Below are 22,208 nucleotides of genomic sequence, written 5' to 3'. Positions count from 1 at the left end.
GTGGGGGGGAAACGGCGCTTGCCGCCGCCGCTCAGGCGGCGGCGCGTTCAGGGACGTCGTCGCGGGCGGCCTTGAGGAGGCGGGCGCGGAGGGCGCGGAGGCGGGCAGGGTTCTCGATCTTACCGCCGGCGGCGTCGGTCAGATAGAAGACGTCGACCGCCCGCTCGCCATAAGTGGCGATGTGGGCCGAATGGATCTGCGCCCGCGATTCGAACAAGGCGCGGGCGAGGCCGCTCAACAGCGCCGCCCGGTCACGGGCGTTGACCTCGATCACGGTGTAGCGGTTGGACGCCTCGTTATCGACGAAGACGGCGGGCTGGATGGAAAAGGCCTCGGCCCGGGCGAGCGGCAGCGGGCGCGCCTCCAGCTTCTCGCGCGGCGGCTCCTGCCCCCCGGCGGCCCGCGCCACCGCCTCTTCGAGCCGGGCGAGCTGGTGCGGATCGTCGAACGGGCGCCCCGCCGCGTCCTGGACCAGGAAATTGTCGAGCGCCATGCCGTCGTCGGTGGTGTGGATGCGCGCATCGATGATGTTGCCGCCGACGAGGCTGATGGCGCCGGCGAGCCGGTAGAACAGGCCGGGCTGGTCCTTGGCATAGACGGTAACCAGGGTCGCGCCGCGCTCCTCCTGCACCGCCGCCTCGACCGGCGCGGCGCGGTCGCCGCCGCGATCTGCGGCGTCGATGAAACGGGCGTTGCGCTCCAGCACCTCGGGCGGCTCCGACAGCCAGTAGCTGTCCGGGAAGCGCCAGGTGAGGCGGGCGAAGCGCGCGTCGTCCCAGCCGAGCCTGCGGCCGAGTTCGTCCTGGATGGCGGCGATCCGCTCCTTGCGGCCCTTCTGCTTGTGGCCGAGCCGAAGCACCTCCTCGGCGCTTTCGAACAATTCCCTCAGCAGCTGGCGCTTCCAGTCGTTCCAGATGCCCGGGCCGACGGCGCGGATGTCGACCACCGTCAGCAGGAACAATAGCCGCAGCCGCTCCGGGCTCTTCACCCGGTCGGCGAAGTCCTGAATCGTCTTCGGATCGGCCAAATCGCGCTTGAAGGCGGTGGCGGACATGAGCAGGTGCCAGCGCACCAGCCAGGCGACCGTCTCCGTCTCCGCCTCGGTCAGGCCGAAGCGGGGGCACAGCTCGCGCGCCACTTCGGCGCCGAGCAGGCTGTGGTCTCCGCCCCGTCCCTTGGCGATGTCGTGCAGCAGCACGGCGACATAGAGGACGCGGCGCGACGCGATCCGGCGGAACATGGTGGTGGCGAGCGGATGGTCGTCCTTCAGCTCGCCTTTCTCGATCCGCGCGAGCAGGCCGATCGCCCGGATCGAATGTTCGTCCACCGTGTAGTGGTGGTACATGTCGAACTGCATCTGCGCGACGACGCGGCCGAAATCGGGAACGAAGCGGCCGAAGATGCCGGCCTCGTTCATCCAGCGCAGCACCGTTTCGGGATCGCGCGGGCTGGCGAGGATGTCGAGGAACAAAGCGTTGGCGCGCGCATCCGCGCGCACGTCGCCGTCGATCAGCTTGGCGCTGCGCGCCGCCGCCCGCATCGCCAGCGGATGGATTTCAAGGCCGTAGCGGTCGGCAAGCGCGAACATCTGGATGAGGCGGACCGGATCCTCCGCCAGGAAGCCGTCGCTCGGGAGCGCGAGCCGGCCCCGGTCGAGCACGAAGCCTTCAAGCTTGCCCGGCCGCCGCCGCAGCGCCGGAAGGCCGAAGCGGCGGCCCCGCTTGGCGAACTTCTCGTCGAGATGGGCGAGGAAGACGCCGGTGAGATCGCCGACCATCTTCGCGTGGAGGAAATAGTGGCGCATGAACCGCTCGACCGGCGAGCCGCCCGGCCGGTCGGCATAGTTCATCCGCTGCGCGAGCTCGCGCTGATAGTCGAAGGTCAGCCGGTCCTCGGCCCGGCCGGCGACGATGTGGAGATGGCAGCGCACCGCCCACAGGAAGCGCTCCGCCTTCTGGAAGCGGCGCAGCTCCTCGCGCGACAGCAAACCGGCGTCGACCAGTTCGGACAGCGAGCCCACCTGATAGGCATATTTGCCGATCCAGAAGAGGGTGTGGAGGTCGCGTAGCCCGCCCTTGCCCTCCTTGACGTTGGGTTCGACCACGTAGCGGCTGTCGCCCATCCGCTTGTGGCGGGCGTTGCGCTCCTCCAGCTTCTCGGTGACGAACACGGCGGACTGGCCGGACACCACCTCCGACCAAAAGCGGCGTTGCACCTCGTCGAATAGACGCTCCTCGCCCCAGACGTAGCGCGCCTCCAGCACGGCGGTGCGGACCGTATGGTCCTGGCCGGCGATGCGGATGAGCTCGTCGACCGAGCGGCTGGAATGGCCGACCTTGAGGCCGAGGTCCCAGAACAGATAGAGCAGCGCCTCGATCGCCTGCTCGGTCCAGCCGACCGGCTTCCACGGCGTCACGAAGGCGATGTCGACGTCCGAATGGAGCGCCATCTCGCCGCGGCCATAGCCGCCCACCGCCATCAAGAGCAGCCGTTCGGACGCGGTCGGATTGGGATTGGGGAAGAGCCGGCCGGCGACGAAATCATAGGCAAGCCGCAGCACCTGATCGGTGAGGAAGGCGTAGGCGGCGGCGGTCTCCGTCCCCTGCCACGGCTTCTCCTCGATCCGGCGCGCGATCTCCGCCCGCCCGGCGGCGAGCGCCTCCTTGAGGATCGCGGTGGCCTGGGCCCGGTCGGCCGCGGCCAGCCGTTCGGCGAGCATCGGGCGATCGACGATCGCGCGCTTGCGGGGCACCGATGCGAAGCGGCTGGGCATGCCTCTATCTAGGCGACGCGGCGCGCTTTGTCGTCAGCCGCCTTGCTCCGCCGCGATCCGCTTCAACCGGTAGACGAGGTCGAGCGCCTCGCGCGGGCTCAAGGCATCGGCGTCGATCCCGTCGAGCGCGGCGACGAGCGGATCGGGCGCCGCCTCCTCCTGCGCCGCGGCGGCGGCGAAGAGCGGCAGGTCGTCCAGCCCGGCGGCGATGCCACCGGTCGCCGCGCGGCCTTCCTCCAGCTTGGCGAGCACCGATCGGGCGCGGGCGAGCACCGGCGGCGGCAGCCCGGCGAGCTTGGCGACGGCGATGCCGTAGCTGCGGTCGGCGGGTCCGGTGGCGACTTCGTGGAGGAAGACGAGCTGGCCCTTCCATTCGCGCGCGCGGACATGGTGGAGCGACAAGGCGTCCAGCCGCTCGGCGAGGCGGGTGAGCTCGTGATAATGGGTGGCGAACAGGCAGCGGCAGCGCGCCGTATCGTGGATCGCTTCCACCACCGCCCAGGCGATGGCGAGGCCGTCATAGGTCGACGTGCCGCGGCCGACCTCGTCCAGGATGACGAAGCTCCGGTCGGTCGCCTGGGACAGGATGGCGGCGGTCTCCACCATCTCCACCATGAAGGTCGATCGCCCGCGCGCCAGATTGTCTGACGCGCCGACGCGGCTGAACAGGCGGTCCACGAGGCCGAGCCGCGCGCGGGCGGCGGGCACGAAAGCGCCGGCCTGGGCGAGGAGAGCGATGAGCGCGTTCTGGCGGAGGAAGGTCGATTTGCCGCCCATATTGGGGCCGGTCACCAGCCACAGCCGTTCCGTCTCCGACAGGCGGCAGTCGTTGGCGACGAACCGCTCGCCGCCGGTCCGCAGCGCATCCTCCACCACCGGATGGCGGCCGCCTTCCACGTCGAAGCAGTTCGTCTCGTCGAACGCCGGCCGGCACCAGCCGCCTTCCGCCGCCCGTTCGGCGAGGCCCGCCGCCACGTCCAGCCGGGCGAGCGCGTCGGCGGCGGCGGCGATCGGCTCGGCGCGCTTCAGCGCCTCGTCGATCAGCTCCTCGAGATGCGCGGCCTCGGCGGCGAGGGCGTGGGCGCCGGCCTGGCCGACCCGCATCGCCTGTTCGTGCAGATCGGGCGCGTTGAAGCGCACGGCGCCGGCCAGCGTCTGGCGGTGGGTGAAGCCGCTGTCCGCCGCCATCAGCCGGTCGGCATGCTTGGCCGGCACCTCGATATGATAGCCGAGCACCGCGTTGTGGCGGATCTTGAGCGCCTGGATGCCGGTCTGGGTGCGGTAGCGCGCCTCCAGTGCCGCGATGGCGCGGCGTCCCTCGCCGCCGGTGGCGCGCAGCGCGTCGAGCGCCTCGTCATAGCCTTCGGCGATATAGCCGCCCTGGGCCGAATCGATCGGCGGCGCGGGCACCAGCGCGCGGGAGAGAAGGTCGGTCAGCTCGCCATGGCCGGTGAGGCAGGGGAGAAGCTCGGCGAGCAGGGCCGGCGGCTCGGCGACCGCCGCGAGCTGGCGATGCAGCCGCCGCGCTTCGTTGAGGCCGTCGCGCAGCTGCCCGAGGTCGCGCGGGCTGCCCCGACCCGCCACCAGCCGGCCGAGCGCGCGGCCGATGTCCGGCAACGCCTTGAGCTGCCGGCGCACCGAATCGCGCAGCCCCCCGTCGCCCTCGAACAAGGCGACGACCGCCAGCCGCGCCTCGATCCGCGCCCGGTCGAGCAAAGGCGCGCCGAGATCGGCGGCCAGCAGGCGCGCCCCGGCGCCGGTCACCGTACGGTCGACCGCGTGGAGAAGGCTGCCGGCGCGGGTGCCGCCGGCCGAGCAGGTCAGCTCCAGGCTCTCGCGGGTCGCCGCGTCGATCATCATATGATCGCCCGACGCCCGCGCGACCGGCGGACGGAGGAAGGGCAGCGACTCGCGCGCCACGTCGTCCAGATAGGCGAGGAGCCCGCCCGCGGCGGCGAGCGCGGCCCGGTCGAACCGGCCGAAGCCGTCGAGCGTCGCCACTTCGAACCGCTCGCGCAGCCGCCGCTCGCCGGCGAGGCTGTCGAAATCGCGCGCCGGCCGGCTCACCGTCTGCGCGGCCGGGAAGGCGATGCCCGCGCCCCCCTTGTCCGGATCGCCCGGCGTCAGGATCTCGGCCGCGCCCAGCCGGGCGAGCTCGGCATCGAGCGCCGAGGAGAGGATGGAGGTAAGTTCGAAGCGGCCGGTGGAGACGTCGGCGGCGGCGAGGCCCCAGCGTTCGCCCACTCGCGCCAGCGCCACCAGCCAGTTCGCCGCACGCGAATCGAGCAGAGCCTCCTCGGTCAGCGTGCCCGCCGTCACCACCCGCACGATGGCCCGGTTCACCACCGCCTTGTGGCCGCGCTTCTTGGCCTCGGCCGGGCTTTCGGTCTGCTCCGCGATGGCGACGCGGTGGCCGGCCTTGATCAGCCGGGCGAGATAGGCCTCGGCGGCGTGGATCGGCACGCCGCACATCGGGATCGGCTCCCCCTCATGCTCGCCGCGGGCGGTGAGCGCGATGTCGAGGCAGGCCGCCGCCAGCTTCGCGTCTTCGAAGAACAGTTCGAAGAAATCGCCCATCCGATAGAAGAGCAGACAGTCCTGCGCCTCCGCCTTCAGGGCGAGATATTGCGCCATCATCGGCGTGGGCGCCGGATCGGATTTCGCCTTTGTGGCCATGGCGGGGAGGTTAGAGGGTGAACGCCCCGGGGGGAACCGGCTTTGCGCGTCAGCCGTCGCGCAGAAGCGCGTCCACATCCTGTCCCGCCGAGTAGACGCCGAGGATCGTGACCTCTTCGTCCCCGACATGGAAGGCGATCGTTGCCCGGCGACGAAAGGGTATCGTCCTGACACCCGGCCGAACATCGTGCCGAGGCGTTCCTCGCGACGGAAGCTTCCCAGGGATTCGCAGCGCGCCAAAACGGCGTCGACATAACGTCGCGCCACATCCGGTCCCGCCTGGCCGGCGACATAGTGGTAAAGAGCGAGAAGCTGAGCTTCGGCCTCGGGCGCCAGGCGCACCGAATGCGTCATGCGTCCTGTCGCGAAGCCTTGCGGTGGGCGCGCGCAATCGTCTCGCGCACCTGATCGACGCTGCGTGCCCGTGACGGATCGGCCTGCAACGCGTCGTAAGCCGCCGCCACTTCGCCGTGCAACCAGGCCTCCTGCGCGCGCTCGCGGGCGTCGAGCGCGCGAAGCCCCTCCCGGACCACCTCGCTCTCGCTGGCATAGGCGCCGGATTCCACGCGTGCGCGCACCGCCTCCGCCATCTGGTGGGGCAGAGTGATGCTGAGTTGGCGGGTGCTGCGCATCAAATAGGATTTAATCCTACCTGGTTTGGGGAGCAAGGCTTCCCTTCGCGGAACCTTGCGGGGGAGGCGGCGTGTTGCCTAGAGCGGCTGCAAAAGCGGAGAGCATGCGATGAGCGAAGGCGGCAACGTCAAATTTTCCGAGGCGGAGGCGCTACGCTTTCACGCCGCGGGCCGGCCGGGCAAGATCGAGATCATCGCGTCGAAGCCGATGGCGACGCAGCGCGACCTCAGCCTTGCTTACTCCCCGGGCGTCGCCGTTCCCGTCCGCGCCATCGCCGAAAACCCCGGCTGCGCCTACGATTACACCACCAAGGGCAATCTCGTCGCCGTCATCTCCAACGGCACCGCGATCCTGGGGCTCGGCAATCTCGGCGCGCTGGCGTCGAAGCCGGTGATGGAAGGCAAGGCGGTGCTGTTCAAGCGCTTCGCCGACGTCGATTCGATCGACCTCGAACTCGCGACCGAGGATGTCGACGCCTTCATCAACGCGGTGGCGCTGCTCGAGCCGAGCTTCGGCGGCATCAATCTCGAAGACATCGCCGCCCCGGCCTGCTTCATCATCGAGCAGACGCTGCGCGAGCGGATGAACATTCCCGTCTTCCACGACGACCAGCACGGGACGGCGATCATCACCGCCGCCGGGCTCATCAACGCCTGCTATCTGACCGGCCGGCGGCTGGAGGACGTGAAGGTGGTGGTGAACGGCGCCGGCGCGGCGGCGATCGCCTGCACCGAACTCATCAAGGCGATGGGCGTGCGCCACGAAAATGTCATCATGTGCGACCGCAAGGGCGTCATCTGGCAGGGACGCGGCGAAGGCATGGACCAGTGGAAGTCCGCCCATGCCGTCCCGACCGACGCGCGGACGCTGGGCGAGGCGCTGGTCGGCGCGGACGTGTTCCTCGGCCTGTCGGCGGCGGGCGCGCTGAAGCCTGACATGGTGATGGCGATGGCGGATCGCCCGATCATCTTCGCCATGGCCAATCCCGATCCGGAGATCACGCCGCCCGAGGCGCGGGCCGCCCGGCCCGACGCGATCATCGCCACCGGCCGTTCGGATTATCCGAACCAGGTCAACAACGTGCTGGGCTTCCCCTTCATCTTCCGCGGCGCGCTCGACGTGCGCGCGACCACCATCAACGACGAGATGAAGATCGCCGCCGCCGAGGCGCTGGCCGCGCTCGCCCGCCAGCAGGTGCCGGAAGAGGTTGCCGCGGCCTATGGCGGCAAGGCGCACAGCTTCGGCCCCGATTACATCATCCCCGCGCCCTTCGATCCCCGATTGATGGAAGTGGTGCCCGCCGCCGTCGCCAGGGCGGCGATGGACAGCGGCATCGCCCAGAAGCGGATCGACGATCTCGACGCCTACCGGACGACGCTGCGCTCCCGGCTCAACCCCACCACTTCGGTGCTGACGCTCGCTTATGAGGCGGCGCGCGAAAACCCGAAGCGCGTTTTGTTCGCGGAAGGGGAAGAGGAAGTGGTGCTGCGCGCCGCCATCGCCTTCCGCGACGGCGGCTACGGCATACCGGTGCTGGTCGGCCGCGAGGACGTGCACGACCGGCTGCGCGCGCTCGGCGTCGACGAGCCGCGCGACTTCGAGGTGGTGAACAGCCGCACCTTCGCCCGCGTGCCGGAAATGGTCGACCATCTCTACCGCCGCCTGCAGCGCCGCGGCTATCTCCAGCGCGAGGTGGAGCGGATGGTGAACCAGGACCGCAACACCTTCGCCTCGCTGCTGCTGGCGATGGGTGAGGCGGACGCGATGATCAGCGGCGTCACCCGACCCTATGCGCAGACGCTGCGCCAGATCGGCCGGGTACTCGATCCCAAGCCGGGCGTGACGCCGTTCGGCGTCCACATCCTGGTCGGCCGCAGCCACACCACCTTCATGGCCGACACGACCGTCACCGAACGTCCGACCTCCGAGCAGCTCGCCGAGATCGCAATCGGCACGGCGGGCGTGGCGCGGCGCATGGGCCACGAGCCGCGCGTCGCCTTCCTGTCCTATTCGACCTTCGGCAATCCGGAGGGCAGCTTCCTCGACAATCTGCGCGGCGCCGTCCGCATCCTCGACCAGCGCGACGACATCGACTTCGAATATGAAGGCGAAATGGCGCCCGACGTGGCGCTGAACGAAGGGCTGCAGCGCGTCTATCCGTTCAGCCGGCTGACCGGCCCGGCCAACGTGCTCATCATGCCGGGGCTCCAGTCCGCCAACCTGTCGGCCAAGCTGCTGAAGGAACTGGGCGGCGATTCGGTGATCGGGCCGATGCTGGTCGGTACCGCCCATCCGGTGCAGATCGCGCCGATGACGGCGACCGCGTCCGACCTCGTGACCCTCGCCGTCCTCGCCGCCGGCGGAATCGTCCGCTAGGTCAGGGCTTCAGGGCCGCGGCGACGGCCTCTTCCAGCTCATCGATGCGGAAGGGCTTGCGCAGCACGGTCGCCGACGGGCCGACCGCCTTCTCGATCGCCGCGGTGTCGGAATAGCCGCTGGCGAACAGCACCGGCAGGTCCGGCCGCAGCGACCGCGCGCGATCCGCGACTTCGGCGCCGGTCATGCCCGGCATGGCATAATCGACCAGCAGCAGATCGGGGGCGCCGCCTTCGATGCGCGTCAGGGCCGATGGGCCGTCCTCCGCCTCTTCCACCCTGTAGCCGAGATCGCCCAGACTGTCGGCGAGGAAGCGGCGCACGTCGGAATCGTCGTCGACGACCAGCACCGTCGCCGCGGCGCGGGCGCGGGCGGCGGCGCGGGCGGCGGATGCCGGCTCCTCGGCGCTCTTGTCGCCCGTGCAGCGCAGATAGAGAGTGACCGTCGTGCCCTTGCCGGCGGCGCTTGCGATGCGCGCGGTGCCGCCCGCCTGGCGCGCCATGCCATAGACCTGGCTGAGGCCGAGGCCGGTGCCCTTGCCCACGCCCTTGGTGGTGAAGAAGGGGTCGAAGGCCTGCTCCGCCACTTCGGGCGGCATGCCGCTGCCGGTGTCGGCGACCTCGATCTTCAGATAGTCGCCCGGCTCCAGCCCTTCGAGATCGGCCGTGCCGCACGGTTCGGTGCGGATCGTCAGCGCGCCGCCTTCGGGCATGGCGTCGCGCGCGTTGATGGCGAGATTGAGGATCGCCATTTCGAGCTGGGTCGGATCGCCGAGCACCGTGTCCGGCCCGTCCGCGAGGTCGAGCCGGATGCGGATCATCGGGCCCAGCGTGCGCGCCAGAAGGTCGCGCATGCCCTCGATCAGCCCGGTGACCCGCACCGGCCGCAGCTCCAGTTTCTGCGCGCGCGAGAAAGCGAGCAGCTGGGCGGTGAGGCGGGAACCGCGCTCGGCCGCCTGCAGCCCCTGCTCGGCCCAGCGGGTCAGCCGCTCGTCGGTGCTGCGCCGGCGGATGAGGTCGAGATTGCCGTGCACCGCCTGGAGCAGGTTGTTGAAATCGTGCGCGATGCCGCCGGTGAGATGGCCCACCGCCTCCATCTTCTGCGCCTGACGCAGCGCCTCCTCCCGCTCCTTGTCGCGGGTGACGTCGCGGCCGATCGCGTAGAACAAATCGCCCTCCGCCACCGCCGACCAGTTGATCCACACGGCCCGGCCCTGGGCGTCCAGCACCCGGTTCTCGAACTGGCGGACATCGTGGCCGGAGCGCAGCAGGCCGACCGTCTCGGCGGTGCGGGCGCGGTCCTCGGGATGGATGCGCTCGATGAACGCGCCCGCCAGCAGCTCCGCTTCCTCATAGCCGAGCAGCCGGCCCCATGCGGGATTGACCACCTTCAGATAGCCGTCGAAGCCGGCGACGGCGAACAGGTCGTTCGACAATTGGTAGATGCGGTCGCGCTGCCGCTCCGTCTCCTCCGCCCGGGCGCGCAGGCTCTCCTCGCCGCGATGCTGGGCGGTGACGTCGATGTTGATGCCGGTGACTTTTTCCACCTTGCCGTCCGGCGCCTTGACGACGGTGCCGTGGCTGCGGATCCAGCGGATGTCGCCGGACGGGAGGCGCACCCTGAAGTCGATCCCGAACCCCTCGCCGTCGTTCAGCGCGCGGAAGCCCGCCGCCTGCGCGTCCTCGACATCGTCGGGGTGGACGACCCGCAGCCAGGCCTCGTGCAGCGCCTGCCCGCGCAGCGACGGATCGAGGCCGTAGAGCGCATAGCATTGCGGCGACCATTGCAGGTCACCGGTCCGAGCGTCCCATTCGAACACGCCCGCGCCCGCGGCCTGCAGCGCGACGTTGAGCCGCGCCTCGCTGGTGCGCAGCGCCTCCTCGGTCTTCTTGCGGTCGGTGACGTCGATCAGCACGCCGACGGCGCGCGTCGGGGCGCCGTCGTCGCCGAACAGCATCTCGGCGCGCAGCATCAGCCAGCGCAGCTCTCCGTCCGGGCGATAATAGCGATATTCGGTTTCCAGGAAGCGTTCGCCGCGCGCCAGCACCTCCTGGCCGATCGCCTGCAGCCGCTCGCGCTCGCCCGGATAGTAGCCGGCCCGTACCTCGTCGATGTCGAGCGCCTTGCCTTCGGGAAAGCCGAGCAGCCGGTTGAGCTCCGGCGTGCCGACCAGCCGGTCCTCGGCGACGATCACTTCCCATACCGCCATGCGGCCGGCGTCGATGGCGAGACGCAGCCGCTGCTCGCTGCGGGCGCGGTCTTCCTCCAGCCGGTGCCGCGCGGTCACGTCCTGGATGGTGCCGAGATAGCGGACCGCCCGCGCGGCGCCGTCCACCTCCTCGAACTCGGCCTCGCCATGCGCCAGCACCCAGCGCGTCGATCCGTCGGGCAGCAGGATGCGATATTCATAGGGCTCGCGCGCCCGCACGTCGGGATCGAGCGCGTGCCGCGCGAGCTCGCTGGTGCGCGGGAGATCGTCCGGATGGACGAGGGCGCGGACCTTCTCGTAATCCAGCGGCTCGTCGTCGGAAAAGCCGCAGATCGCCCGGGCGCGCGGCGAATAGTCCATCCGGCCGGTCGCCAGGTCCCAGTCCCAGATGCCGATTTCGGCGGCCCGGGCGGCGATGGCGAGGCGCGTCACGTCATCCTCGAGCGCGCGCGGCTCCGCCGACTGCCTTGCTGGCCACTCTCCCACCATCGGACCTCCGCTTTCCCTGTAGCGTAGGGTTGGGACCCGGCCAATCGCGACTATTGGCCGTCCGCCTCCAGCCGGATGCCGTCGCGGTCGACCCGCCAGCTGCGCCCGCCCGCGCCGACGATCAGCGGCTTTCCGGTCCACAGCGACAGGAACATATGGACCTCGGTCGGAACCGGATCGAGCGGATGGGTGAGGTAGAGCGCCTCCGTCTCGATGCCCGCGACGGCGCCTTCGGCCGACAGCAGCTGGCATCCGGACGCGAACGCCCGCTCCTCCGCCGGCACGGCGTCGCCCGTATAGACGACGCGGTGATGGCCGCCCGCGGGAAAGCGCCCGCGCTGCGTCTGCGGCGTGAACAGATAGACTTCCAGCGGCGCGTCGTCCGCTTCGGGCGGGATGACGGTGACGTTGAACGGCGCGTCCTGGGCGCAGGACTGGCGGTTCGCCCGGCCGGCCGCCGCCCGCGCCGCCGCCATCCGGCGCTGGACCGCGCTCAGCGCCGGCCGCTCGCCTTCGGGATGGACGGTCGCCTCCGCGATCCGCCCGCCGCGGAAGATGCCGCGGTAGATCGCCTCCGGCCCGTCCGCGCCGGCGCCGTAGAAGATGATCGCCAGATCCTGGCCCTCGGGCACGATCACGAAGCCGTCGATGCCGGCGTCTTCGGGATTCTCGATCCGGCCGAACATGTCGCGGGTGGCGAGCGCGGCCGCGCGGTCGAGCGCGTAGAGCAGGCGCCCGCGCTCCACCGCGGCCGCGATCTGCGCCTGCTCCGCCTCGGTCTGGGCGGCGGCCGGCATGGCGGCCACGAGCGCGAGGGCCGCCGCGGCGGCGAAACGTCCAAAAATACGCATGGAGTTCAAATCCCCTACTTTTTCGCCGCTTGGCATAGGCCCGGCGGCGGGCGGCGGCAACCCGCCGGAACCCCGCTTGCCCGCGCCTCGTTCGGTTCGCGCGGCAAATGACGGAGGTGTGGACTGGTGGCGCAGGCAAGACGGGAGATCGTGGTGGTGACCGGCGGCAGCGCCGGCATCGGCCGCGCGACGGTGCGGGAGTTCGCGGCGCATGGCTGCGACGTGGCGGTGATCGCCCGCGGCAGGGAACGGATCGACGCGGCCTGCCGCGAGGTGGAGGCGGAAGGCGGCCGCGCGCTCGGCATCGTCGCGGACGTCGCGGACAATGACGCTCTCGAAGCCGCCGCGGCGCGGATCGAGGCGGAACTCGGGCCGATCGACATCTGGATCAACAACGCCTTCGCCGGCATGTTCGCGACCTTCATGGACATGAGCGACGCGGAGTTCCGCCGCGTCGTCGACGTGACCTTCATGGGCGCGGTGAACGGCACCCGTGCGGCGCTGCGCCGGATGGTGCCGCGCAATTCCGGGACGATCGTCCAGGTCGGCTCCGCTCTCGCCCATCGCGGCATTCCGCTCCAGTCCGCTTATTGTTCGGCCAAGCATGCGATGCTCGGCTTCCTGGACGCGGTGCGCTCCGAACTGTCCGGCATGGACAGCGCCATCCACATGACGATGGTGCAGCTTCCCGCCGTCAACACGCCGCAATTCGACTGGGCCCGTGCCAAGGTGCAGGGCGAGCCGCGGCCGGTCGGCAAGATCTACCAGCCCGAGGTCGCCGCCCGCGCGATCCGCTTCGCCGCTTATTCCGACCGCAAGGAAGTGTGGGTCGGCCATACCAGCGCGCAGGCGATCCTCGGCAACCGCGTCGCCTCGCCTTTGCTCGACACCTATCTCGGCGCGACCGGGATCGAGGGGCAGCAGGGCGACCGCCTGGCCCGCACCGGCCGGCCCGACAATCTGTTTGACGTGCCGCCCGGCGATCCGGGCGCCCATGGCCGCTTCGACGAGCGCGCCTGGGATTACAGCGTGCAGATGTGGGCCAACCGCAATCGCGGGCTGCTTGCCACCGGCGCCGCCGTGGCGGCCGGCGTCGGCCTCGCCCTCCTCAGCCGCAGTTCGCGCGCGGCATGACCGGGCGGCGGATCGAGGATTATGGCCTGATCGGCGATTGCCGCACCGGCGCGCTGGTGGGGCGGGACGGGTCGATCGACTGGCTGTGCTGGCCCCGCTTCGATTCGGACGCCTGCATGACCGCCCTCCTGGGCGGCGACGAATGCGGCCGCTGGAGGATCGCGCCGGAGGACGGCCGCGCCTGCGCGTCGCGCCGCTATGCCGGCGACACCCTGATCCTCGAAACCCTGTTCGAAACGGATGACGGCTGCGCGGCGCTGATCGATTTCATGCCGGCGGACGAGGAGGCGAGCCATGTCGTCCGCATCGTCGAGGGGCGGCGGGGACGCGTCCGCATGCGCTCCGACCTCGCGCTGCGCTTCCAGTACGGCCAGCTCCAGCCGCTGATCCGCGAGGCGCACGACCACGAGGCGCTGGCGCTCGCCGGCCCCCACGCCGTGGCGCTGCGCTCCACCGTGCCGCTCGACGTCGCGCGGCCGGACATCGGCGCGACGTTCGACGTGGAGGAGGGCGAGCGCGCCGCCTTCGTCCTCACCCATTATGCCTCGCACCTGAAACCGCCGCCGGCGCCGGGGGCGGAAGAGGCGCTGGAGCGGACCCGCCGCTTCTGGGAGGAATTCAGGGGCAAGTGCAGCTATGAGGGGCCGTATAGCGAGGCGGTGCTGCGATCGATGATCACGCTGAAGGCGCTCACCTACGCGCCCACCGGCGGCAAGGTCGCGGCGCTTACCGCCTCCCTGCCCGAATGGCCGGGCGGAGAGCGCAACTGGGACTATCGCTATTGCTGGCCGCGCGACGCGGTCTTCGCCCTGCTCGCCTTCCTCCATTGCGGCTATCGCGAGGAGGCGGAAGCGTGGCACGACTGGCTGCTGCGCGCCATCGCGGGGGAGCCGGCGGCGGTGAAGCCGCTCTACGGCATCGACGGCAGCCGCCGGAATTTCGAATGGACGGCCGACTGGCTGCCCGGCCTCTACGGCGCCAGTCCGGTGCGGTTCGGCAACCATGCCGAGGACCAGCTGCAGATCGACATCTTCGGATCGGTGATGGAAGCCTTCCACCTTTCCCGCAAGCACGGCCTCGAACATGACCGCGAGGCCGCCTGGCGCCTGCAGACCGGCCTGCTGGACGAACTGGAGCGCTGCTGGGACCAGCCCGACGAAGGCATCTGGGAAATTCGCGCCGATCCGCAGCACCATGTCCATTCCAAGGCGCTCGCCTGGGTGGCGTTCGACCGGGCGGTGCGGGCGATGGAGGCGGGGTTCGAGCCGTGCGACGCCGAGCGGCTGGCGCGCTGGTCGAAGCTGCGCGACCGCGTCCGCGACGAGGTGCTGGAGCGCGGCTACGATCCGGAGCGCAAGACCTTCCTGCGCGCCTACGACCATGACGTGCTCGACGCCTCCACCCTGCTGCTCCCGATCATCGGCCTCATCCCGCCCGACGATCCGCGCGCGCTCGGCACCGTCGCGGCGATCGAGCGGGACCTCAGCTGGGACGGGCTCGTGCTGCGCTACGACACTCAAAAGGTGGACGACGGGCTGCCGGCCGGCGAGGGCGCCTTCCTCGCCTGCAGCTTCTGGCTGGCCGACAATTACCTGCTCCAGGGCCGCCGCGCCGACGCCGAGGCGCTGTTCGAGCGGCTGCTGACCCTGCGCAACGATCTCGGCTTGCTGTCGGAGGAATATGATCCCGAGCGCAAGATGATGCTCGGCAACTTCCCCCAGGCCTTTTCCCACCTCGCCCTCGTCAACACCGCCCTCAACCTCGGCGAACAGGAAGGCCCCGCCCAGGACCGGCTGAGCTTCTGAAGGGGCGCGACATCCTCCCTGTGGAGCGAAGCTCCATGGGGAGGGGGACCGCGCTCAGCGCGGTGGAGGGGCACTCTGCGTCCGTAAGCTCGCTTCGCTCGCGCCCCTCTACCATGCTTCGCATGGTCCCCCTCCCCATCCGCTGCGCGGACAGGGAGGATCAGGTCAAAGCGCGATCGCGACGGTCTTGAGCTCGGTATAGGCTTCGATGCCGTAGCGGCCGTTCTCTCGGCCGAAGCCGGACTGCTTGTAGCCGCCGAACGGGAGCGCGGTGTCGGCCGCGGAGGGGGTGTTGCCCCACACCATGCCGGCCTTGAGCTTGGCCGCGAGGCGGTGCATCGCCGACACGTCGCGCGTCCACACCGAAGCGGCGAGGCCGTAGGTGGTGTCGTTGGCCGCGCGCGCGACTTCGTCGAGATCGTCGTAGCGCTGGGCGGTGAGGACGGGCCCGAAAATCTCCTCGCGCACCACGCTCATGTCCGGCTTCACGTCGACGAGGATGGTGGGATTGACGAAATAGCCGTCGCCGCCCGGAGCGTCGCCGCCCGCCAGCACGGTCGCGCCCGCTTTGCGGCCCTGCTCGATATAGCCGAGCACCCGCTCATGCTGCTCGGTAGAGACGAGCGGACCCATCATCGTGTCGGGGGCGAGGCTGGGGCCGACCTTCCACTGCGAGGCATTTTCGGCCACCGCCTCCAGCAGCGCGTCGAACACGTCCTTGTGCGCATAGAGGCGCGATCCGGCGATGCAGACCTGTCCGCTATTGGCGAAGATCGAGCGGGCGGCGCCCTGCGCGGTCTTGCGGATGTCGACGTCCGGGAGGACGATCACCGGCGACTTGCCGCCAAGCTCCAGCGTCACCCGCTTCAGCGTCTCGGTGGCGTTGCGGTTGATGATCTTGCCGACCTCGGTCGATCCGGTGAAGGCGACCTTGTCGACGTCCGGGTGGCGGACCATCCGGTCGCCCGCCGTTTCGCCGAGGCCCGTGACGATGTTGAGGACGCCCGCGGGCAGCCCCGCCTCGGCGGCGAGATCGGCGAGGCGCAAGGCGGTGAGCGAGGTCTGCTCGGCCGGCTTCAGCACGATCGTGCAGCCGGCCGCGAGGGCGGGCGCGATCTTCTGCACCGCCATCATCAGGGGGAAGTTCCACGGCACGATCTGGGCGCACACGCCGATCGGCTCGCGCCGGACATAAGCGTGCATCGTTCCCGCCGGGACGCCCGCCGGCTCGATATGCTCGCCCGAAATCTTGGTCGCCCAGCCGGCCATGTAGCGCAGCGTCGCGACCGAGCGCGGCAGATCGTAATGCTCGCTGGCCATGCGCGGCTTGCCGTTGTCGATCGATTCGAGCTCGGCGAGTTCCGGGATGGCGGCTTCCAGAAGGTCGGCGAGCTTCTCGATCAGCCGCTGGCGCTGATAGGGCGGCAGGCCCGACCAGCGGCCGTCGTCGAAGGCGGTCCGGGCCGCGGCGACGGCGCGATCGACGTCCTGGTCGGACGCGTCGGCGATCCGCGCGATTTCCTTGCCGGTCGACGGATCGTAGACGGCGATGGTCTTGTCGTGGCTGGAAGCCACCCATTCGCCGCCGATGAACAAAGCGGGCGCGCGCTTCAGCTGGTTGCGGACGGCCTCGCTATATTCGGGCTGGGCGGCGATCTTCGACATCTCGTTCATCGGCGAGTCTCCTTCGGGGCAAGTCTATAGCGGCTGCGGGCGGCCGCCTCCAGTTCGTCCCGCCGCGCCTCACAGGGTCCTGAGCGCGCGCGCCGGCCGGGCGGCGAGCGCGGGCAGCGAGCCGAGCAGGCCGAGCCCCAGGGTGATGAGCGCGCCCACCGCCAGGGTCAGGGCGACAACCGGCCAGTCCGGGGCCCAGTCGAGCTCGAAGATGCGGACGATCACGTACCAGCCCGCCGCGGCGCCGAGCGCGAAGGCCACGGCGCAAAGGACGAAGGCGAGCGCGGCGAACTCGATCGCCTGGGCGGCGAGGATGCGGCCGCGGGTGGCGCCGAGCAGCTTCAGGATCACGCTGTCATAGACCCGCGCCCGGCGCGAGGCGGCGAGCGCGCCGATCAGCACGGCGATGCCGGCCAGGATGGCGACCGAGGCGGCGGAGCGGATGGCGACGCTCATCTGGCCGAGCATGCCCGACACGGTCTCCACCACTTCCTTGACCCGGATCGCGGAGACGGTGGGAAAGGCGCGGCCGACCATCCGCTGGAAGGAGCGCTCCTGCGCCTCGGGCATGGAGATGGTGGCCATGAAGCTGTGCGGCGCCTGTTCGAGCGCGCCGGGGGCGAACACGATCACGAAGTTGAAGCCCATCGTGTCCCAGTTGATTTCGCGAAGGCTGGCGATCCGCGCCTCGATCTCGCGGCCGAGCACGGAGACGGTGAGCGTGTCGCCCGGGCCGATGCCGAGCGCGCGCGCGGGCTCCACGTCCAGCGAGATGAGCGGCGGCCCGGCATAATCTTCCGGCCACCATTCGCCTTCGACGATGCGGCTGCCCTCCGGCAGGGTCGGGGAATAGGTAAGGCCGCGGTCGCCGCGCAGGAACCAGGCTTCGGGCGGGATCTCCTCCATGTCGGCGACGCGGCGGCCGTTCACCGCCACCACCGATCCACGCAGCGACGGGATGGTGACGAGGTCGCCCTCCGGCGCGGCCTGCCCGGCGAGGGAGCGGAAGCGGCCGACCTCCTCGACCGGTATGTCGAGCATGAAGAAGCTCGGCGCGCGTTCCGGGACGGTCGTGCGGATCTGGCCGGCGAGATTGGTCTCGATCACCGCCAGCGCGGTGAACAGGGTGAAGCCGAGCCCGAGCGCCACCACCAGCCGGCCGGTCTGCGCGCCCGGGCGGTGGAGATTGGTCAGCGCGAGCCGGAACACCGGATTGCGCGGCCGCGGCAGCTTCGCAGCGGTCAGCCGGATGAGGCCGCCGAGCAGGGTCAGCAGCAAGACGAGCCCGAGCGCCGCGCCGATGAACATGGCCGCGAACATCGGCTCGCGCGCGGTGAAGATGGCGAGCGCGGCGATGGCGGCCGCGGCGAGGGCGACACCGGCGAGGATCGGCCAGCCCGGCCGCGGCAGCCGCTCCAGCCCGCCGCGGAACAGCGAGGCGGCCGGCACGGTGCGGGCGCGGGCGAGCGGCACCAGCGCGAACACGAAGGCGATCAGCAGGCCGTAGAGCGCGCTCGCCAGCAGCGGCAGCGGATAGACGGAGAGGCGCGGCGCCACCGGCAGCGCGTCGCCGGCCACGAGGAGGACGATGCCCGGCACCAGCGCGCCGACCGCGAGGCCAAGCAGAATGGCGCCGAGCGCCACCAGGCCGATCTGGATCAGGTAGGACTGGAAGATGGTGGCGGAGGTGGCGCCGAGCAGCTTCAGCGTGGCGATGATCCCCCGCTTCATGTCGAGATAGGAGGAGACGCCGTTGCCGACGCCGATGCCGGCGATGATCAGGGCGGCGAGGCCGACCAGGGTGAGGAACTGGCCGAGCCGTTCGATGAAGCGGCGCACGCCCGGCGCGCCGTTCGAGCGATCCTGGATCTGGAAGCCGGCGTCGCGGAAGCTCTGCGTCAGCCGCTCCCGCACCGGGTCCGGATCCCCGCCGGGCGCGATGCGGATGCGGTAGGCGCTGGTGAAGAGACTGCCCGGCTGGACGAGGCCGGTCGCGGCGAGGCCCGCGCGGTCGACGAGCGCGGTCGATCCCATGGTGAAGCCCTGCCCCACCCGGTCCGGCTCCTCGGCGATGAAGCCGACGATGCGCAGTTCGGCGGCGCCGATCCGCAGCCGGTCGCCGATGCCCAGCCCGAGCCGGTCGGCGAGCTCCGGCCCGACGGCGACGTCGGTACCGCTCGGCCGCGGCGCGAGCGCCCCCGGCTCCATCCTCAGCGCCCCGTAGAGCGGATAGGCGTCGTCCACGCCCTTCAGCTCCACCAGCACGCTTTCGTTGCCGTCGAGCCGCGCCGCCATGGCGCGCATGCGGGTGATGTGGCTGACCTGGCCCTCGGCCTCGAAGGCCGCGCGCTCCTCCGGCGAGGCTTCGCGCTGGGCGACGGAGATCTGGAGGTCGCCGCCCAATATCTCCTGTCCCCGCTCGGCGAGGCCGGCGACGATGGCGGAGGACAGGCTCCCCACCCCCGCCAGCGCCGCGACGCCGAGGAACAGGCAGACGGCGAGCAGGCGAAGCCCGGTCAGGCCGCCGCGCAAGTCGCGCAAGGCAAGGCGGAAGGGCAGGCTCAAGGTCTATCCTCCCTGCGAAGCGGAGCTTCGTGGGGAGGGGGACCACGCATAGCGTGGTGGAGGGGCAATCGGCGCCGTTCGCCCCTCCACCGCGCTTCGCGCGGTCCCCCTCCCCATCGCTTCGCGACAGGGAGGATGGCGCGAACCCCGCTCACCTCCCCGTATCCCTGACGATGCGACCGTCCATCATCTCCAGCACCCGGCCGCAGCGTTCGGCCAGGGTCGGATCGTGAGTGATGACGAGCAGGGTGGCGCCGGTGTCGCGCTGGCGGTCGAAGAGGAGGTCGAGGATGGCGTGGCCGGTTTTGGCGTCGAGATTGCCGGTCGGCTCGTCGGCGAACAGGATTTCGGGCTGCGGCGCCATCGCGCGGGCGATCGCCACGCGCTGCTGCTCGCCGCCCGAAAGCTGCACCGGATAATGGGTCAGCCGGTGGCCGAGCCTGACCGCCTCCAGCTCGCGGGCGGCGGTGGGAAAGGCGTCGGCCTCGCCGGCAAGCTCCAGCGGCACCGCGACATTTTCATGCGCGGTCATGGTCGGGAGCAGGTGGAAGGCCTGCAGGACGATGCCGATGCGCCCGCGCCGCGCCTTGGCGAGCCCGTCCTCGTCCAGCGCGGTGAAATCGGCGCCGGCCACTTCGATCCGCCCGCCGCTCGCCCGCTCCAGCCCGGACAGGACCGCCATCAGCGACGACTTGCCCGACCCGGACGGGCCGAGCAGGGCGACGCTCTCGCCGCGCGCGATCTCCAGGTCGATTCCGCGCAGGATGTCGACGCGCGCCGCGCCGCTTCCCAGCGAAAGGGTGACATTCTTCGCGTCGATCACGATATGGGGCTGGGGCATGGAGGGAAGGGCAGTCCGGAAATGTCGTTACGGATCGAATATGGTGTGCGTCTCGTCTTTGTCCATGCGGCCTTTCTGATGGCCTTTCTGTTCGCGTCCCCCGCCGCCGCGCGGGAAGTGCACGTCTTCGCGCTCGGCGACAGTTTGACGGCGGGCTACGGCCTGCAGGCGGGGCAAGGCTTCGCGCCCCAGCTCGAGGCGACTTTGCGCCGCCATGGCGTCCCGGCGCGGGTGGTGAATGCCGGCGTGTCGGGCGACACGGTCGCGGCGGCGCGGGCGCGGCTCGCATGGACGCTGGACGGCCTGGCGCAGAAGCCCGATCTCGCCATCGTCGCGCTCGGCGGCAACGACATGCTGCGCGGGCAGGATCCGGCGCGCACCCGCGAGGGGCTGGACGCGATCCTGGCCGAGCTGAAGCGGCGCGACATCCCGGTGCTGCTCGCCGGCATGCGCGCCTCGCCCAATCTGGGACCCGCTTATGTCCAGGCGTTCGACAGCCTCTATCCCGATCTCGCCCGCGCCCATGGCGCGGCGCTCTACCCCTTCTTCCTGGACGGCGTGGCGATGGAGCGCGACCTCAACCTGCCCGACGGCATCCATCCCAATTTCCAGGGCATCAAGCGGATGGTGAGCGGCATCGCGCCGCACGTCGTCGCCGCGCTCGGCCGCCGCTGAGCGCCTTCAAATCGTCACCGTCCGGAGTTAGCCGCCTCTCATGTTGCGTTACCTTGTCGCCTTCGCCGCCCTGTTCGCCATGCCCGCGCCCGCTTTCGCCTGGTGGGAATATGGGCATGAGGTGGTGGCCCGCATCGCCTGGCTGGAAACGACGCCTCGGGCGCGCGCCGAGATGCGCCGGCTGATGGCGCTGCAGGCGCGGCTCGACACGCCGACCTGCCCGGTGCGCACCATCGAGGAAGCGAGCGTGTGGGCGGACTGCATCAAGCCGCTCGGCGACCGCTTCAGCTACCAGAACAGCTGGCATTATCAGAACGTCCATATCTGCCGCGACTTCGACCAGGCGGCGGCGTGCCGCGACGGCAATTGCGTGTCGGCGCAGATCGAGCGCAACGCCCGCCTGCTCGCCGACCGGAGCCTGCCGGACCGCGAGCGGCTGATGGCGCTCGCCTTCCTCGTCCATTTCGTGGGCGACCTTCACATGCCGCTCCATGCGGGCGACCGCGGCGATCTCGGCGGCAATCGGGTGCCGGTGTCCTACGGGCTGATCGAGGGCCGCACCAACCTTCATTCCGCCTGGGACGGCTATATCGCCGAGCGCGCAATCTCCACGCCGGCCGCCGGCGCGCGCGGGCTCTTGTCGGAACTCACGCCCGATCGCAAGGCGGTGAAGCGCGAGGGGACGGTGACGGACTGGGCGCGGGAGAGCTGGGAGATCAGCCGCCGCCATGCCTATGGCACCATCGCGGAAGACCCGTGCGCGGCGATGCCCGAGGGGCGGCCGGTGATCGGCGAAGAGGATGTCCAGAGGCTGATCCCGGTGGTGCGCACGCAGGTCGCCCGGGCCGGGCTGCGCCTCGCCCGCCTGCTCGACGAGGCGCTCGGCTGACGACGCCGCGCGGCGCCGCCAGCCGGCATCGTCGTCTTATTCCGGCACCACCGTCACGGCGCGGCGGTTCTGGGCCCAGGCGGATTCGTTGGAGCCGAGCGCTTCGGGACGCTCCTTGCCCCAGCTGATCGTCTGTATCCGGCTGGCCGCGATGCCGCGGCTTTCCAGATAGTTGCGGGCCGCGTTGGCGCGGCGATCGCCGAGCGCGAGATTGTATTCGCGGGTGCCGCGCTCGTCGGCATGGCCTTCGATGGTCACGCGGACATTGGGGTTGCGCGTCAGCCACTGCGCCTGCTGGTCGAGCACGCCGCGCGCTTCGGCGTCGAGCGAATAGCTGTCGAAAGCGAAGAAGACGCGGTCCGACCGGACGTTCTGCAGGAAGTCGGCGCGCGAGCCGGGCAGCGGCGCGGTGCCGATGCCGGTGCCCGGCTGGCCGGTCTGCTGGTTGGGATCGAAAGCGTCGGTGCGCGGGGCGGGCGGGATCTGGTCCGGCGCGGGGGCGCGTCGGCCGCAGGCGGCGGTCATCGACAGCGCGGTGCCGAGCATGACGAGCTTCACCAACTTGTTCTTCATCAAAACCTCCGTTTTACCTCCGAAACGTTCAAAGTGCGCCGGGGG

At 70.6% G+C, this 22,208-nt stretch carries 14 protein-coding genes and 1 pseudogene; 5 read left to right on the top strand and 10 right to left on the bottom strand.

Features of this window, described 5'->3' with window-relative positions; genetic code table 11:
• Positions 1-31: 31 nt before the first annotated feature.
• From ACK4K7_RS04865 to ACK4K7_RS04850, 4 genes and pseudogenes are all read right to left on the bottom strand, one after another.
• Positions 32-2,773 (bottom strand): [protein-PII] uridylyltransferase, encoded by a 2,742-nt coding sequence (locus ACK4K7_RS04865; RefSeq protein WP_431864097.1) that lies wholly within the window; start codon positions 2,771-2,773, stop codon positions 32-34.
• A 33-nt stretch (positions 2,774-2,806) separates the two neighbouring features.
• Positions 2,807-5,449 carry a DNA mismatch repair protein MutS gene (gene mutS, locus ACK4K7_RS04860; protein WP_431864101.1) on the bottom strand — a complete coding sequence of 881 codons (2,643 nt, stop codon included), beginning with the start codon at positions 5,447-5,449 and terminating at the stop codon, positions 2,807-2,809.
• Positions 5,450-5,650: 201 nt separating this feature from the next.
• Positions 5,651-5,803, bottom strand: a pseudogene (locus tag ACK4K7_RS04855) (type II toxin-antitoxin system RelE/ParE family toxin); the annotation flags it as partial.
• Complete coding sequence (locus ACK4K7_RS04850; protein WP_431864096.1) at positions 5,800-6,081, bottom strand: type II toxin-antitoxin system ParD family antitoxin; 282 nt, start codon at positions 6,079-6,081, stop codon at positions 5,800-5,802. The pseudogene ACK4K7_RS04855 and the gene ACK4K7_RS04850, both read right to left, overlap by 4 nt.
• A 109-nt stretch (positions 6,082-6,190) precedes the next feature.
• On the opposite strand from ACK4K7_RS04850, the gene ACK4K7_RS04845 reads away from it, so the two are divergent.
• On the top strand, positions 6,191-8,458 hold the full coding sequence (locus tag ACK4K7_RS04845) for an NADP-dependent malic enzyme (RefSeq protein WP_431864095.1): 2,268 nt from the start codon (positions 6,191-6,193) through the stop codon (positions 8,456-8,458).
• A gap of 1 nt (position 8,459) precedes the next feature.
• On the opposite strand, the gene ACK4K7_RS04840 is transcribed toward ACK4K7_RS04845, so the two are convergent.
• A complete protein-coding gene (locus ACK4K7_RS04840) occupies positions 8,460-11,156 on the bottom strand; it encodes a PAS domain-containing protein (protein WP_431864094.1) in 2,697 nt (898 codons plus the stop codon).
• A 50-nt stretch (positions 11,157-11,206) separates the two neighbouring features.
• The gene (locus ACK4K7_RS04835; RefSeq protein WP_431864093.1) at positions 11,207-12,007 is read right to left on the bottom strand and encodes a hypothetical protein; all 801 of its coding nucleotides are present in this window, start codon (positions 12,005-12,007) and stop codon (positions 11,207-11,209) included.
• Between the two features lie 126 nt (positions 12,008-12,133).
• On the opposite strand from ACK4K7_RS04835, the gene ACK4K7_RS04830 reads away from it, so the two are divergent.
• Positions 12,134-13,141, top strand: coding sequence for an SDR family oxidoreductase (locus ACK4K7_RS04830; protein WP_431864092.1), 1,008 nt, complete (start codon positions 12,134-12,136; stop codon positions 13,139-13,141).
• Positions 13,138-14,946 (top strand): glycoside hydrolase family 15 protein, encoded by a 1,809-nt coding sequence (locus ACK4K7_RS04825; protein WP_431864091.1) that lies wholly within the window; start codon positions 13,138-13,140, stop codon positions 14,944-14,946. The genes ACK4K7_RS04830 and ACK4K7_RS04825 overlap by 4 nt, the downstream gene beginning before the upstream one ends.
• Positions 14,947-15,111: 165 nt before the next feature.
• Here the strand turns inward: ACK4K7_RS04825 and ACK4K7_RS04820 are convergent, their stop codons facing one another.
• From ACK4K7_RS04820 to ACK4K7_RS04810, 3 genes are all read right to left on the bottom strand, one after another.
• Positions 15,112-16,620: an aldehyde dehydrogenase family protein gene (locus ACK4K7_RS04820; protein ID WP_431864090.1), complete on the bottom strand. Its 1,509-nt coding sequence runs from the start codon at positions 16,618-16,620 to the stop codon at positions 15,112-15,114.
• Positions 16,621-16,689: 69 nt separating this feature from the next.
• On the bottom strand, positions 16,690-19,185 hold the full coding sequence (locus ACK4K7_RS04815; protein ID WP_431864089.1) for an ABC transporter permease: 2,496 nt from the start codon (positions 19,183-19,185) through the stop codon (positions 16,690-16,692).
• A 151-nt stretch (positions 19,186-19,336) separates the two neighbouring features.
• Positions 19,337-20,026 (bottom strand): ABC transporter ATP-binding protein, encoded by a 690-nt coding sequence (locus tag ACK4K7_RS04810; protein ID WP_431864088.1) that lies wholly within the window; start codon positions 20,024-20,026, stop codon positions 19,337-19,339.
• Positions 20,027-20,104: 78 nt separating this feature from the next.
• On the opposite strand from ACK4K7_RS04810, the gene ACK4K7_RS04805 reads away from it, so the two are divergent.
• Complete coding sequence (locus tag ACK4K7_RS04805; RefSeq protein WP_431864087.1) at positions 20,105-20,701, top strand: arylesterase; 597 nt, start codon at positions 20,105-20,107, stop codon at positions 20,699-20,701.
• A 40-nt stretch (positions 20,702-20,741) separates the two neighbouring features.
• Entirely contained in the window at positions 20,742-21,590 is an 849-nt protein-coding gene (locus ACK4K7_RS04800; RefSeq protein ID WP_431864086.1) for a S1/P1 nuclease, read from the top strand.
• Between the two features lie 36 nt (positions 21,591-21,626).
• Here the strand turns inward: ACK4K7_RS04800 and pal are convergent, their stop codons facing one another.
• The gene (pal, locus tag ACK4K7_RS04795; RefSeq protein WP_431864085.1) at positions 21,627-22,163 is read right to left on the bottom strand and encodes a peptidoglycan-associated lipoprotein Pal; all 537 of its coding nucleotides are present in this window, start codon (positions 22,161-22,163) and stop codon (positions 21,627-21,629) included.
• Positions 22,164-22,208: the final 45 nt, after the last annotated feature.

Origin of the sequence: Allosphingosinicella sp., assembly GCF_046295735.1 — a bacterium.
Classification (GTDB): Bacteria; Pseudomonadota; Alphaproteobacteria; order Sphingomonadales; family Sphingomonadaceae; genus Allosphingosinicella.
This window is presented reverse-complemented; position numbering and strand designations above follow the sequence as displayed.